At 42.8% G+C, this 15,899-nt stretch carries 11 protein-coding genes and 1 tRNA gene; all 12 read left to right on the forward strand.

Annotation, left to right across the window (positions count from 1 at the left end; translation table 11 throughout):
- Window positions 1–202: 202 nt before the first annotated feature.
- The 12 genes from CWB66_RS00035 to fusA all read left to right on the forward strand — a co-directional run bounded on the left by CWB66_RS00035 (window position 203) and on the right by fusA (window position 15,816).
- Window positions 203–279: transfer RNA gene (locus tag CWB66_RS00035), tRNA-Trp, on the forward strand.
- Between the two features lie 132 nt (window positions 280–411).
- A complete protein-coding gene (gene secE / locus CWB66_RS00040; RefSeq protein ID WP_002958877.1) occupies window positions 412–789 on the forward strand; it encodes a preprotein translocase subunit SecE in 378 nt (125 codons plus the stop codon).
- Between the two features lie 4 nt (window positions 790–793).
- Window positions 794–1,357 (forward strand): transcription termination/antitermination protein NusG, encoded by a 564-nt coding sequence (gene nusG / locus CWB66_RS00045; RefSeq protein ID WP_007378450.1) that lies wholly within the window; start codon window positions 794–796, stop codon window positions 1,355–1,357.
- Window positions 1,358–1,570: 213 nt separating this feature from the next.
- Window positions 1,571–1,999: a 50S ribosomal protein L11 gene (rplK, locus tag CWB66_RS00050; protein WP_024610771.1), complete on the forward strand. Its 429-nt coding sequence runs from the start codon at window positions 1,571–1,573 to the stop codon at window positions 1,997–1,999.
- Window positions 2,000–2,002: 3 nt separating this feature from the next.
- Window positions 2,003–2,707, forward strand: coding sequence for a 50S ribosomal protein L1 (rplA, locus tag CWB66_RS00055; protein ID WP_077536745.1), 705 nt, complete (start codon window positions 2,003–2,005; stop codon window positions 2,705–2,707).
- Between the two features lie 322 nt (window positions 2,708–3,029).
- On the forward strand, window positions 3,030–3,524 hold the full coding sequence (gene rplJ / locus CWB66_RS00060) for a 50S ribosomal protein L10 (protein ID WP_024610769.1): 495 nt from the start codon (window positions 3,030–3,032) through the stop codon (window positions 3,522–3,524).
- A gap of 74 nt (window positions 3,525–3,598) precedes the next feature.
- Window positions 3,599–3,961, forward strand: a complete 363-nt coding sequence (rplL, locus tag CWB66_RS00065; protein WP_077536746.1) for a 50S ribosomal protein L7/L12 — start codon at window positions 3,599–3,601, stop codon at window positions 3,959–3,961.
- A gap of 272 nt (window positions 3,962–4,233) precedes the next feature.
- Window positions 4,234–8,259 carry a DNA-directed RNA polymerase subunit beta gene (rpoB, locus tag CWB66_RS00070; RefSeq protein WP_077536747.1) on the forward strand — a complete coding sequence of 1,342 codons (4,026 nt, stop codon included), beginning with the start codon at window positions 4,234–4,236 and terminating at the stop codon, window positions 8,257–8,259.
- A 104-nt stretch (window positions 8,260–8,363) separates the two neighbouring features.
- The gene (gene rpoC, locus CWB66_RS00075; protein WP_077536748.1) at window positions 8,364–12,539 is read left to right on the forward strand and encodes a DNA-directed RNA polymerase subunit beta'; all 4,176 of its coding nucleotides are present in this window, start codon (window positions 8,364–8,366) and stop codon (window positions 12,537–12,539) included.
- A 193-nt stretch (window positions 12,540–12,732) separates the two neighbouring features.
- Window positions 12,733–13,107, forward strand: a complete 375-nt coding sequence (rpsL, locus tag CWB66_RS00080; protein WP_008165517.1) for a 30S ribosomal protein S12 — start codon at window positions 12,733–12,735, stop codon at window positions 13,105–13,107.
- Between the two features lie 96 nt (window positions 13,108–13,203).
- Entirely contained in the window at window positions 13,204–13,674 is a 471-nt protein-coding gene (gene rpsG / locus CWB66_RS00085; protein ID WP_010392135.1) for a 30S ribosomal protein S7, read from the forward strand.
- A gap of 27 nt (window positions 13,675–13,701) precedes the next feature.
- Window positions 13,702–15,816 carry an elongation factor G gene (gene fusA, locus CWB66_RS00090; RefSeq protein WP_077536749.1) on the forward strand — a complete coding sequence of 705 codons (2,115 nt, stop codon included), beginning with the start codon at window positions 13,702–13,704 and terminating at the stop codon, window positions 15,814–15,816.
- Window positions 15,817–15,899 lie beyond the last annotated feature (83 nt).

Here is a 15,899-nt window from a genome sequence, read left to right on the forward strand (position 1 = left end):
GTTCAATCTAGGGGCGATTTAATCTCGGCGCGAGGTTTGTAACCTGCTGGGCTAAGTAAAAACTGAGTATTTGAACAATCATAAACTGCTTTTTAATCAATGTTAAGATTGATTTTTAAATGTAATGTTGAGATTTTGCACTGCGGGTATCTTTTAGGCTTGTGTTAATGGACTGCGTAAGTATAATAGGCATCCACTTTGCAGGGGCGTAGTTCCAATTGGTAGAACAGCGGTCTCCAAAACCGATGGTTGGGAGTTCGAGTCTCTCCGCCCCTGCCAGATTTACTTGTGTGTTGAGTAGTCTGAGATTAAAAACCGGTTTAAATTAAGTCTGTTTTTAAGTTTAGATTTTAATGGATTAACCCTACCTAGGTGTAGAGTTGTTGTGTCTGTAGTTAAGGTAATAATATTATGAGCACGAATGTAGAAACACCATCAAGTGCGATGGAGTCAGTAAAGTGGTTAGTAGCAATCGCGCTACTTGCAGGCGCAGTTGTTGGTAATCATATGTATGCAGATCAGTCTGTATTACTACGTGCTATCGGCGTTGTTGTTGCAATAGCGGCTGGATTAGCAATTGCCTCACAAACATTTAAGGGACGTAACTTTCTTGCTTTCGCTAAAGAAGCTCGAATTGAAGTACGCAAAGTTATTTGGCCAACTCGCCAAGAAACTACCCACACGACATTAATTGTAATGGTTGCAACAGTGATTATGGCACTTATCCTTTGGGGATTAGATGGTATTTTATTCCGTGCTGTTGGCTTTTTAACTGGATTGGAGATCTGATCCCATGTCGGATGAGAACGAGAACAAAGAAATTAAATTACGTTGGTACGTAGTACAGGCTTTTTCTGGTTACGAAAAGCGTGTAGCACAAACCTTAATCGAACATATCAAAATTGAAGGTCTTGAAGCGAGCTTTGGTGAGATATTAGTACCAACTGAAGAAGTTGTTGAGATGCGTGCTGGTCAAAAGCGTAAGTCTGAGCGTAAATTCTTCCCAGGTTATGTATTAGTACAAATGGATATGAACGACGCAAGCTGGCACTTAGTGAACAGCACTGAACGCGTAATGGGCTTCATTGGTGGAACGTCTGATCGTCCTGCGCCAATCAGTCCTAAAGAAGCAGAACGCATTCTTAATCGTTTACAAGAAAATGCTGAAGCACCTAAGCCTGCAACATTATTTGAACCAGGTGAAGTTGTACGCGTTACAGATGGACCATTTGCAGACTTCAGTGGTGTAGTTGAAGAAGTTGACTACGAAAAAAGCCGCGTAAAAGTGTCTGTACTTATTTTTGGTCGTTCTACGCCAGTTGAACTTGAATTTGGCCAAGTTGAACAAGATAAGTAATTGATTAAAAAAGCTTCGTCACTATTTTTGTAAATTTTGGCACGGAGCTTGAAAAAGGCCGCTGATTATCTTATAATCAGCGGCCTTTTTGTATTAAGGTAAAATTAATTTTTACTATACAAAAAGTACGAAACCAATTTTTAAACTGGGAAGCCGCTAGAGTACGCGTCCTCGCGCGCACAAGGCTAAGACCCACCTAATGAGGTATTTATAATGGCTAAAAAAGTTGAAGCTCTAATCAAGCTACAAGTTGCCGCTGGTATGGCTAATCCTAGTCCTCCAGTTGGTCCAGCACTAGGTCAACACGGTGTGAACATCATGGAATTCTGTAAAGCGTTTAACGCACGTACAGAATCTATTGAAAAAGGCGCTCCAGTTCCTGTAGTGATCTCTGTTTACGGCGACCGTTCTTTTACGTTCGATATGAAAACACCACCTGCAGCTTACTTACTTAAGAAAGCAGCTGGTATCAAATCAGGCTCAGGCCGTCCTAACACTGATAAAGTAGGCACAGTAACTCGTGCTCAACTTGAAGAGATCGTTGAGACAAAACGAGCTGACCTTACAGCGGCTGATATGGACGCTGCGGTTCGCACTATCGCAGGTTCTGCGCGTGCGATGGGCTTGAACGTAGAGGACTAAGAAATGGCTAAATTAACTAAACGTATGCGTACTATTCGCGAAAAAGTGGAAGTAACAAAAGATTACGAAATCAATGAAGCAGTTGCTCTTTTAAAAGAGTTAGCGACAGCTAAATTCGTAGAAAGTGTTGACGTTGCCGTTAACCTTGGTATCGATGCTCGTAAATCTGATCAAAACGTTCGTGGTGCAACTGTACTACCTAACGGTACTGGTCGTGACGTTCGTGTTGCTGTATTCACACAAGGCGCTAACGCAGAAGCTGCGAAAGAAGCTGGTGCTGAATTAGTAGGCATGGAAGATCTTGCTGAGCTAGTTAAAAAAGGCGAGATGAACTTTGACGTTGTTGTTGCATCACCAGACGCTATGCGTGTTGTTGGTCAACTAGGTCAAATCTTAGGCCCACGTGGTCTAATGCCAAACCCTAAAACTGGTACTGTAACGCCTAACGTTGCAGAAGCAGTTAAAAATGCTAAAGCTGGTCAAGTACGTTACCGTAATGACAAGAATGGTATCATCCATACTACTATTGGTAAGGTTGATTTCACAGCTGAGCAACTTCAACAAAACCTTGAGTCACTAATTGTTGCACTTAAGAAGGCTAAGCCTTCTCAAGCTAAAGGTGTTTACTTGAAAAAAGTAACTATCTCTACAACAATGGGCGCAGGTGTTTCTGTTGACCAAAGCACTTTAAGCACAACTGTAGCTTAATTTAGTGTTTACATGGCGTGAAATTTGTACTATAATTTCGCGCCATTTTGTTGATTAATTTATTAGTCGGCAAAGTAAAGAATTCGGGTTGAAGTCCATAATTTCGTTAAGCCTTAGGTTTAACGATAAATTGGGCTTCCGTCCAAGACCGTAGGTGGCTTCGGCCTTAATATTCACCTACGTAGACGGTGTAGACCCCAGATAGATTTTTCCTAATCCTTCTGGCTCTCGCCGTAAAAAGCATCTCTATCTTGTTTGATAGGGAAGAGTAGAACAGGGGAGTCCGATAATCGGTATCCCCATTAAACCAGGAGTAACACCCATGGCTTTAAATCTTCAAGGCAAAAAAGCAATAGTTGCTGAAGTCAACGAAGCAGCCAATGGTGCTCTATCTGCAGTTGTTGCAGATTCTCGTGGTGTAACAGTTGGCGCAATCACTGCCCTTCGTAAAGAAGCTCGTGCAAACGGTGTTTGGATGAAAGTTGTCCGTAACACTTTAGCAAAACGTGCTCTTGAAGGAACAGATTTTGAGTGTCTTTCTGATTCATTTGTTGGTCCAAGCTTAATCGCTTTCTCATCAGAGCATCCAGGTGCTGCTGCGCGTATCTTTTCAGATTTCGCGAAAAAGAATGAGAAATTCGAGCTTAAAACGGCCGCTTTTGAAGGAAATGTTGTTGATGCAGCAATGCTTGCTACATTACCTACATACGATGAAGCTGTTGCACGCTTAATGAGTGCTATGAAAGAAGCGTCTGCTGGCAAATTGTGTAAAACAATTGAAGCAGTACGTCTACAGAAAGAAGAGCAAGCTGCTTAATTTTAAGCTGTTTAATCACTTTCGGTGTAAAATTTATTTGGACTTAATGTCCGTTAATTATTAGGAAATTTGTAATGTCTGTATCTAAAGACCAAATCCTTGACGCAATTGCTGAAATGTCAGTAATGGACGTTGTTGCTCTTATCGAAGCAATGGAAGAAAAATTCGGCGTAACTGCTGCAGCTGCAATGGTAGCTGGTCCAGCTGCTGAAGCTGCTGAAGAGAAAACAGAATTTGACGTAATCCTTACTGGCGCTGGCGCTAATAAAGTTGCGGCAATCAAAGCTGTTCGTAGCGCAACTGGCCTTGGCCTTAAAGAAGCGAAAGCTCTTGTTGAAGCTGCTCCTACACCTGTTAAAGAAGGTGTATCTAAAGAAGAAGCTGAAGCTCTTGCTAAAGATCTTACTGAAGCTGGTGCTGAAGTTGAGGTTAAGTAATTTAGCTTTTGCTAAGTTCGCTGCCTGAGAAATCAGGCAAGGGCTGGTGATTATTTAATCACCGGCCTTTTTGCGCTATGGAGTGAACTACTCTTTTAGCGCAAATAAAATCTGATTTTTTCTTTACTTTCAACGCTTTATAGTTTGCTAGTGTTAAAGTGAAGACTAAGTTAGAACAACAATTAAATGTTGTAAAATCTTGGCATAGCTGCCAGTTAAGTCTGTTCTTACAAGAACAGGTCGGGTCAAAGAACAGCAAGCTGAGGAACCCCATGGCTTACTCTTATTCTGAAAAGAAACGTATCCGTAAGGATTTTGGTAAACGTCCACAAGTTTTGGATATACCTTTTTTACTGTCTACACAGTTAGAATCGTTTAAAAAATTCTTAGTGCCGGACGCTGATGGCGATCATGGTTTGGAAGCTGCCTTCCGTTCTGTGTTCCCTATTAAAAGCTACTCGGGAAATTCTGAGCTTCAATACGTAAGTTATCGTATTGGTGAGCCAGTTTTCGATGTAAAAGAATGTCAAATTCGCGGTGTGACTTATTCTGCTCCACTTCGCGTGAAACTGCGCCTTGTTGTTATGGATAAAGAAGCGCCAGGCACAGTTAAAGACATTAAAGAGCAAGAAGTTTACATGGGCGAAATTCCGCTCATGACCGATACCGGTACCTTTGTAATCAATGGTACAGAGCGTGTTATCGTTTCTCAGCTACACCGTAGCCCTGGTGTATTCTTTGATAACGACCGCGGTAAAACTCATTCATCAGGTAAAGTACTTTATAACGCACGCGTTATTCCTTACCGTGGTTCATGGTTAGACTTCGAATTTGATGCAAAAGATAACTTATATGTACGTATTGACCGTCGTCGTAAATTACCGGCGTCTATCATCCTACGTGCACTTGAGTACTCTAGTGAAGAAATCCTAGAAATCTTCTTCGACAACACGACGTTTGAAGTAGCGAACGGTAAAGTTCTTATGGAACTTGTGCCTTCACGTTTACGTGGTGAAACTGCCGCTTTTGATATCAAGAGCGAAGACGGTGAAGTATTTGTTGAAAGCGGTCGTCGTGTTACGGCTCGCCACATCAAGAGCATCGAGAAGAAAGGCATTAACCGCCTAGAAGTACCTCATGAGTATATTATTGGCCGTATTATAGCTAAAAACTACGTTGACGAGTCAACGGGTGAAGTTATTGCTAGCGCGAATGATGAATTAACTCTTGAGCTAATGGCTGAGCTAGTTAAAGCTGGTTACACTAAAATTGATACGTTATATATCAATGAAGTGGACAGCGGTGCTTACATGTCAAATACATTGAACATTGACTCTTCAAGCAGCCGTTTAGAAGCATTAGTAGAAATTTATCGCATGATGCGCCCAGGCGAGCCACCGACGAAAGACGCGGCTGAAGCCTTATTCCAGAACTTGTTCTTCTCTGAAGAACGTTATGACTTATCTACTGTAGGTCGTATGAAGTTCAATAGCCGTGTTGGTTACGATACAGACACAGGCCCTGGCACATTGAGCAAAGAAGACATCGTGTCTGTTATGAAAGTATTAATTGCTATTCGTAACGGTCAAGGCGATGTTGATGATATCGATCACTTAGGCAACCGTCGTATACGTAGTGTTGGCGAAATGGCTGAGAACCAATTCCGTGTTGGTCTAGTACGTGTTGAACGTGCTGTACGTGAGCGTTTAAGCTTAGGTGACCTTGACGCGATCATGCCACAAGATCTTATTAACGCTAAGCCTATTTCGGCAGCGGTTAAAGAGTTCTTCGGCTCGTCTCAGTTATCACAGTTTATGGACCAAAATAACCCGCTATCAGAAGTTACGCATAAACGTCGTATCTCTGCATTAGGTCCGGGCGGTCTGACTCGTGAACGCGCAGGCTTTGAAGTACGTGACGTTCACGTAACTCACTATGGTCGCGTATGTCCAATCGAGACTCCTGAGGGTCCAAACATCGGTCTAATTAACTCATTGTCTACGTACGCACGTACCAATGACTACGGTTTCTTAGAAACACCTTACCGCAAAGTGGTAGACGGTGTTGTAACTGATGAAGTTGATTATTTATCAGCCATTGAAGAAGGTCAGTTTGTTATCGCACAGGCGAATTCAAACTTAACTGAAACCAATGAGTTTGTTGATGAACTTATTCCATGTCGTCACAAAGGTGAATCTACCTTTATGGGTCGCATGGACCAGCAGTATATGGATGTATCACCACAACAGGTGATCTCTGTAGCGGCAGCACTTATCCCGTTCCTAGAACACGATGATGCTAACCGTGCATTGATGGGTTCAAACATGCAACGTCAAGCAGTACCAACATTGAAAGCGGATAAACCGTTAGTAGGTACTGGTATTGAGTTAACACTAGCGAAAGATTCTGGTGTTACTATTGTTGCAAAACGTGGTGGTGAAGTAATGTATGCTGACGCAAGTCGCATAGTTGTTAATGTACATGAAGAAGAGCGCATCCCTGGTGAAGCGGGAATCGACATCTACAACTTAACCAAATACACACGCTCTAACCAAAATACATGTATTAACCAAAAACCAACTTGCATGGTTGGCGAACCGGTTACTCGTGGTGACGTGTTAGCAGATGGTCCTTCGACTGACTTAGGTGATTTAGCCCTTGGTCAAAACCTTCGCGTGGCATTCATGCCATGGAACGGTTATAACTTCGAAGATTCAATCTTACTATCAGAGCGCGTAGTTGAAGAAGATCGTCTAACGACAATCCATATTCAAGAACTACAGTGTGTTGCCCGTGATACTAAATTAGGTCCTGAAGAGATCACTGCAGACATCCCGAACGTTGGTGAATCTGCACTAGGCAAGCTTGATGAATCAGGTGTTGTATATATTGGTGCTGAAGTTAAAGGCGGCGATATTCTAGTAGGTAAAGTGACTCCTAAAGGCGAAACACAGCTTACACCTGAAGAGAAGCTTCTACGAGCTATCTTCGGCGAAAAAGCGTCTGACGTTAAAGACAGCTCTTTACGTGTACCAAATTCTGTAACTGGTACTGTAATTGACGTACAAGTCTTCACCCGTGATGGTGTTGAAAAAGACAAACGTGCGTTAGAAGTTGAAGACATGCAGCTTCGCGAAGCGAAGAAAGACTTCAACGAAGAGTTCCGTATTTTAGAAGCTGGCGTTTTAGGACGTGCTCGCAAGTTACTTGTTGATGCAGGCTTCGATGAAGACAAACTAACGTCACTGAATGCTGAAAAACTACTTACTCAAAGCCTTGCACAAGAAGACAAGCAAGCTGAACTTGAGCAACTAGCTGCACAGTACGATGAGCTTAAAGCTGAATACGATAAAAAGTTTGAAAACAAACGTCGTAAAATTACCCAAGGTGATGACTTAGCGCCAGGCGTACTTAAGATTGTTAAAGTATACCTCGCTGTTAAACGTCGTATCCAACCAGGTGATAAAATGGCGGGTCGTCATGGTAACAAAGGTGTTATCTCGACTATCGTACCAGTAGAAGATATGCCATACGATGATAAAGGTCGTACGGTAGATATCGTATTGAATCCACTAGGTGTACCATCGCGTATGAACATCGGTCAGATCCTTGAAACACATATGGGTCTAGCTGCACGTGGTATCGGTGAACGTATTGAAGAAATGATGAAAGAACAACGTGAGCTTCATGAGCTACGTGATTTCATCAAGCAAGCCTACGAAATTGGTGAATCTCGTCAAGTTGTAGACATTGCTAGCTTCACGGATGACGAAATTCGTCGTCTAGCTGAAAACTTAAAAGGTGGTTTACCAATAGCTACTCCTGCATTTGATGGCGCGAAAGAAAGCGAAATCAAAGACATGCTAGAGCTTGGTGGATACCCAAGAAGTGGTCAGGTTACACTTTATGATGGCCGAACTGGCGATCAGTTTGAACGTCAAGTAACTGTAGGTTACATGTACATGCTGAAACTGAATCACTTAGTTGATGATAAGATGCATGCACGTTCTACTGGTTCTTACAGCCTTGTTACTCAGCAGCCGCTGGGTGGTAAAGCACAGTTCGGTGGCCAGCGTTTTGGTGAGATGGAAGTATGGGCACTTGAAGCTTACGGTGCTGCTTACACTCTACAAGAAATGCTAACAGTGAAATCGGATGACGTGAACGGTCGTACTAAGATGTATAAAAACATCGTTGATGGTAACCATAAAATGGAACCAGGTATGCCAGAATCGTTCAACGTATTGTTGAAAGAAATCCGCTCACTGGGTATCAACATCGAGTTGGAAGAAAATTAAGCCAATTAGATGCTGCAGTTAACGCTGCAGCATCTGTTGCGGCTGAATAGAATGTAGGGACGAGATTACCCGTCCTCAAGATTAACTCCGACAGGAGAGCTAAGGTGAAAGACTTACTTAAGTTTCTGAAGCAACAAAATAAGACCGAAGAATTCGATGCAATTCGCATTGGTCTTGCTTCACCAGACATGGTTCGTTCATGGTCATACGGTGAAGTAAAGAAACCTGAGACTATTAACTACCGTACTTTCAAGCCTGAGCGCGATGGCTTATTCTGTGCCCGTATTTTCGGCCCAGTGAAAGATTATGAGTGTTTATGTGGTAAATATAAACGCCTTAAACACCGTGGTGTGATCTGTGAAAAGTGTGGCGTTGAAGTAACACTCACTAAAGTGCGACGCGATCGTATGGGTCATATTGACCTTGCGAGCCCAGTTGCACATATATGGTTTTTAAAATCATTACCGTCACGTATCGGCTTAATGCTAGATATGACGCTTCGTGATATTGAACGTGTTCTTTACTTCGAATCATTCGTAGTGACTGAGCCTGGTATGACAACGCTTGAGCGTGGTCAACTATTAGGTGAAGAAGAATACCTAGATGCACTAGAAGAGCACGGTGATGAGTTTGAAGCGAAGATGGGTGCTGAAGCAGTTTTAGACTTGCTTCGTGAACTCGATCTTGCTCAATTAATTGCTGAGATGCGTGAAGAGTTACCAACAATTAACTCTGAAACTAAGCGTAAAAAAATCACTAAACGTCTTAAGTTAATGGAATCGTTCCACCAATCAGGTAATAACCCTGAGTGGATGATCATGACAGTACTTCCAGTATTGCCACCTGATCTACGTCCGTTAGTACCACTAGACGGTGGTCGTTTTGCGACATCTGATCTAAATGACCTTTACCGTCGTGTTATTAACCGTAATAACCGTCTTAAGCGTCTACTAGATTTAGCAGCACCAGACATTATTGTACGTAACGAAAAACGTATGTTGCAAGAAGCGGTAGATGCGCTACTTGATAACGGTCGTCGTGGTCGTGCAATTACAGGTTCTAACAAGCGTCCTCTTAAATCTCTTGCTGATATGATCAAGGGTAAACAAGGTCGTTTCCGTCAGAACTTACTTGGTAAGCGTGTAGATTATTCAGGCCGTTCTGTAATTACAGTAGGTCCTACACTTAAGCTTCACCAATGTGGTCTTCCTAAGAAGATGGCACTTGAGCTATTCAAACCATTCATCTATGGCAAACTAGAGCGTCGCGGCATGGCTACGACAATCAAAGCAGCTAAGAAGATGGTTGAACGTGAAGTTCCGGAAGTATGGGATGTACTTGACGAAGTAATTCGTGAACATCCAGTATTACTTAACCGTGCACCAACACTTCACCGTTTGGGTATCCAAGCGTTTGAGCCTGTGCTTATCGAAGGTAAAGCGATTCATTTGCACCCATTAGTATGTGCGGCTTACAACGCCGATTTCGATGGTGACCAAATGGCGGTACACGTACCGTTAACAATCGAAGCGCAGCTTGAAGCTCGTGCATTGATGATGTCAACAAACAACATTCTATCTCCTGCGAATGGTGAGCCAATCATCGTTCCTTCACAGGATGTTGTATTGGGTCTTTATTACATGACTCGTGACCGCATTAACGCTAAAGGCGAAGGCGCGATATTTAAAGATCCAAAAGAAGCAGAAAAAGCATACCGTAGTGGTAATGCAGACCTTCACGCAATCGTGAAAGTACGTATTAGCCAATCAGTTAAAAACGAAGATGGTGTAGTAGAAGATACTATTACTGTTATCGATACAACTGTTGGCCGTGCAATTTTGTCTCTAATTTTACCAACTGGTATGCCGTTTGCGTCAATCAATCAACCACTAGGTAAAAAGCAGATTTCTGGCTTGTTAAATGAGTGTTACCGTCGTCTAGGTCTTAAAGATACTGTTATCTTTGCTGACCAAGTTATGTACACCGGTTTCCATTATGCAATGAAGTCAGGTGTTTCAATCGGTATTGATGACTTAGTTATCCCACCGGTTAAAGCACAAATCATTGAATCAGCAGAAGCTGAAGTGACTGAAATCAACCAACAATTCCAATCAGGTCTTGTAACGGCTGGTGAAAAGTACAACAAAGTTATCGATATCTGGTCACGTGTAAATGAAAACTTATCACGTGAAATGATGGCCAACTTGTCGAAAGATACGGTTATCAACGCACAAGGTGAAGAAGTAGAGCAACCGTCATTTAACTCAGTGTTTATGATGGCCGACTCAGGTGCTCGTGGTAGTGCCGCTCAGATCCGTCAGCTAGCAGGTATGCGTGGTCTAATGGCACGTCCAGATGGTTCAATCATCGAGACGCCAATCACCGCTAACTTCCGTGAAGGTCTAAACGTACTTCAGTACTTCATCTCAACGCATGGTGCGCGTAAAGGTCTTGCCGATACAGCACTTAAAACAGCGAACTCGGGTTACCTAACGCGTCGTCTAGTAGACGTTGCACAAGATTTGGTAATCAACGAAGATGACTGTGGCACAGAAGATGGCTTAACAATGAAACCGCTTATTGAAGGTGGTGATGTTGTAGAAGCACTTCGTGAGCGTGTACTAGGTCGTGTTGTTGCTGAAGATATTGTAATTCCAGGTACAAACACTGTACTTGTTGAACGTAATATCATGCTTGACGAAAAACTGTGTGACCTTTTAGAAGAGCACTCAGTAGATGAAGTTCGCGTACGTTCTGTTATCACTTGTGATAATGACTTTGGTGTTTGTGCTAACTGTTACGGTCGTGACTTAGCACGTGGTCATATCATCAACGCAGGTGAATCAGTAGGTGTTATCGCGGCACAATCAATCGGTGAGCCAGGTACACAGCTTACGATGCGTACTTTCCACATCGGTGGTGCGGCATCTAGAGCGTCTGCAGAAAATAATGTACAAGTTAAAACTAACGGTACGTTAAAACTGCATAACTCTAAATATGTATTAAATACAGACGATAAGATTGTTATTACTTCGCGTTCAACGGAAATTACTATCATCGATAGTCATGGTCGTGAGAAAGAGCGTTATAAAGTACCTTACGGTGCGGTATTAACAGTTAAAGATAATGCAGAAGTTCAAGGTAACGACATCGTTGCTACTTGGGACCCGCATAGTCACCCAATCGTTCTTGAGCATAAATCAAAAGTATCGTTCAGCGATATTGATGACTCAAATACTGAAGCACAGACTGATGAACTAACTGGTTTAACCCGTGTAGTTGTTAAAGACCTTGCTAAAGTTAATACAAAAGAACCTAAGCTTATCATCGAAAGTGAAGAGCGCGGCTTGCAAGAAACACGTCTTCCTTCATTCACAACGATTGAAGTAATTGATGGCGTTACAGCAAACCCAGGTGACGTGTTAGCACGTATCCCGCAAGAAGGTTCGAAAACTCGTGATATCACGGGTGGTCTACCACGCGTAGCCGACTTATTTGAAGCGCGTAAGCCAAAAGATCCAGCTATTTTAGCTGAGGTTACTGGTACAATTAGCTTCGGTAAAGAGACTAAAGGTAAGAAGCGTTTAGTTATTACTCCACCAGAAGGTGATCATTACGAAGAGATGATCCATAAGTGGCGTCAACTTAACGTGTTTGAAGGTGAGCAAGTGTCTAAAGGTGAAGTTATCGCCGATGGTCCTGAATCACCGCATGACATCTTACGCTTACGTGGTGTGACTCATGTTGCTAACTACATCGTTAACGAAGTGCAAGAGGTTTACCGTTTGCAAGGCGTTAAGATCAATGACAAGCACATTGAAACAATTATCCGTCAAATGTTACGCAAATGTACCATTATACACGGTGGTGATACTGACTTCCTAGCTGGTGAACAAATCGAAGTGGCGCGCGTAAATATCGCAAACCGTGACCTTGAAAAACAAGGTAAGATCCCAGCGAAGTATGAAATCCAGTTAATGGGTATCACAAAAGCATCACTAGCAACAGAATCTTTCATCTCTGCAGCGTCTTTCCAAGAGACAACACGTGTTCTTACAGATGCGGCAGTGAATGGTAAGAGCGATGAGCTTCGCGGTCTGAAAGAAAACGTAATTGTGGGTCGATTGATCCCAGCCGGTACCGGTTTTGCGTATCATCAAGAACGTATGGCTCGCCGTAAACAAAGCAAAGTAGTCGTAGAAGAGCAAACAGTAAGTGCAGAAGAGGCAACTCAAGCACTTACAGATGCTCTAAATGCTGATTTGTCTGGAAATCAATAAACTGTTTTTAATCAATAGATTAAGAAATAGTAAGGCAGTTATATACTGTCTTACTATCAGTTTAGGTTGACAGGTTAAACTTTGCTCATTAAAATTCCGCCACCCATTTACTTGTGTGCTCAATGCAGGCTTGTAAATAAAGGGCGGATTTTTTCTTTTTTCAGTAGTAATTTTAATTTCAGGAGCTATTTAAATGGCAACTATTAACCAGCTAGTGCGTAAGCCACGCCGTAGTAAGGTTACGAAAAGTAACTCAGCTGCACTTAAAGCGTGTCCGCAAAAGCGCGGTGTATGTACTCGCGTATATACAACTACACCTAAGAAACCAAACTCGGCGTTACGTAAAGTAGCTCGTGTACGTTTAACTAACGGTTTCGAAGTAACTTCATACATTGGTGGTGAAGGTCATAACCTTCAAGAGCATAGTGTAATCCTAATCCGTGGTGGTCGTGTTAAAGATTTACCAGGTGTGCGTTTTCACACTGTTCGTGGTGCACTTGACTGTGCAGGCGTTAGCGACCGTCGTCAAGCTCGTTCTAAATACGGTACTAAACGCCCTAAAGGCTAATGTTTTCCGTTAGTAAGGCCAAGCACTAAATATTTATAATTATTGTTTTGGGTGATTGACTCGAAAGAGCAACCCTGAATAAACCGGAGATACAAAATGCCTAGAAGACGCGTAATCGGTCAACGTAAAATTCTTCCAGATCCTAAGTTCGGATCGGAACTTCTTGCTAAATTCGTTAACATCGTGATGTTAGACGGCAAGAAATCTACTGCTGAAAAAATTGTTTATGGTGCGCTAGACGTGGCTGCTGAGAAATCAGGCAAGTCGCACCTAGAAATCTTTGAAACTGCACTTGATAACATCCGCCCACAGGTAGAGGTTAAATCTCGCCGTGTTGGTGGTTCAACTTATCAAGTACCAGTTGAAGTACGTCCAGTTCGTCGTAACGCATTAGGTATGCGTTGGTTAGTAGACGCTGCACGTAAGCGTGGCGAAAAATCTATGGGCTTACGTTTAGCTCAAGAAATCGTTGACGCTGCTGACAACAAAGGCACTGCGGTTAAGAAACGTGAAGACGTTCACCGTATGGCTGAAGCGAATAAAGCATTCGCTCATTACCGTTGGTAATCTGTCTTTAACCTTTAAGAGGATCATATGGCACGTACAACTCCACTTGAGCGCTATCGTAATATAGGTATTGTTGCTCACGTAGATGCAGGCAAAACCACCACAACAGAACGTGTTCTGTTCTACACGGGTCTTTCTCATAAGATCGGTGAAGTACATGATGGCGCTGCAACTATGGATTGGATGGAGCAGGAACAAGAGCGTGGTATCACAATCACTTCTGCTGCAACAACGTGTTTTTGGAAAGGGATGGACGCTCAATTTGACGCCCATCGTATCAATATTATTGATACTCCAGGACACGTAGATTTCACTATCGAAGTAGAGCGTTCTTTACGCGTACTAGATGGTGCGGTAGTTGTTCTTTGTGCTTCATCTGGTGTACAGCCGCAAACTGAGACAGTTTGGCGTCAAGCGAACAAATACGAAGTTCCGAGAATGATCTTCGTAAACAAAATGGATCGCACGGGCGCTGACTTCTTAGCAGTGGTTAGCCAGGTGAAATCTCGTCTTGGAGCAACGCCTGTTCCAATTCAGTTGCCTGTAGGCGCTGAGGACGACTTTAAAGGTGTTATTGACCTTATAAAAATGAAAATGATTAACTGGAACGAAGCGGACCAGGGTATGACTTTCTCTTATGAGGCAATACCGGCAGAACTTCTGGAATTGGCTGAAGAATGGCGCTCTCATTTAGTTGAAAGCGCTGCTGAAGCCTCAGAAGAACTGATGGATAAATACTTAGAAGGTGAAGAGTTAAGCGAAGCAGAAATTAAAAATGCTTTGCGTCAACGCACATTAGCTAATGAGATTGTTCCAGTTACTTGTGGTAGCGCATTTAAAAACAAAGGCGTTCAAGCTGTGCTTGATGGCGTTGTTGAGTATATGCCGTCGCCAGAACAAGTGAAACAAATCCAAGGTATCTTAGAAAATGGTACTGAGGAAGAACGTCCGGCTAATGATAAAGCGCCGTTTGCTGCACTCGCTTTTAAGATTGCAACAGACCCGTTTGTTGGCACCTTGACCTTTTTCCGTGTTTACTCTGGTACTGTTAAACAGGGTGACACGGTATATAATCCAGTAAAAAGTAAGCGTGAGCGACTTGGCCGTATCGTACAGATGCATTCAAACTCTCGTGAAGAGATCAAAGAAGTTTTCGCAGGCGACATCGCGGCAGCTATTGGTCTTAAAGACGTAACAACAGGTGAAACACTGTGTGATCCGAATTCTATTATTACGCTTGAGCGTATGGAATTCCCAGAACCAGTAATCTCTATTGCGGTTGAGCCTCGCACTATAGCTGACCAAGACAAGATGGGTATCGCGCTAGGTAAACTAGCAGCTGAAGACCCTTCTTTTCGCGTACAAACTGATGAAGAATCAGGGCAGGTTATAATCTCTGGCATGGGTGAACTTCACCTAGATATCATCGTCGACCGTATGAAACGTGAATTCAGTGTTGAATGTAACGTTGGTAAGCCGCAGGTCTCATACCGAGAAGCTATTCGTTCAACTGTTAAAGTTGAAGGGAAGTTTATACGTCAGTCAGGTGGTCGTGGCCAATATGGGCACGTTTGGATTAAACTTGAACCGATGGATATTACGGATGATGAGTCACCAATTTACGAGTTCGTTAACGAAACCGTTGGTGGGTCTGTTCCTAAAGAGTTCGTCCCTGCGGTAGACAAAGGTATCCAAGAGCAAATGTCTCAAGGTGTACTGGCAGGCTACCCATTACTTGGCGTTAAAGCGACTCTATATGATGGTTCATTCCATGATGTAGACTCGAATGAAATGGCATTTAAAATAGCGGGTTCACTGGCAATGAGAGACGGGGCGCTACAAGCGAAACCTGTACTTTTAGAACCAGTAATGAAGGTTGAAGTACTTACGCCTGATTCAAATATGGGTGATGTAGTTGGCGACCTAAACCGTCGTCGCGGCATAATCGAAGGCATGGAAGATGCATTAGGTGGACTTAAGCAAATTAATGCGCAGGTTCCTCTTTCTGAAATGTTTGGTTATGCGACTGCTTTACGATCTGCAACACAGGGCCGTGCCTCATACTCTATGGAGTTTGTGAAGTACGCTGAAGCCTCTAAAAACGTTGCAGATACAATAATTTCAGCTCGCGCTGTTATATAATTTTAGCTTGTCTGGCTCAATAGTGAGTCAGGCTTTAATTTCTTTATTAGGAATTTTTTAAGATGGCAAAAGAAAAGTTTGAA

It is taken from the genome of Pseudoalteromonas sp. S558, assembly GCF_005886635.1.
Classification (GTDB): Bacteria; Pseudomonadota; Gammaproteobacteria; order Enterobacterales; family Alteromonadaceae; genus Pseudoalteromonas; species Pseudoalteromonas aliena.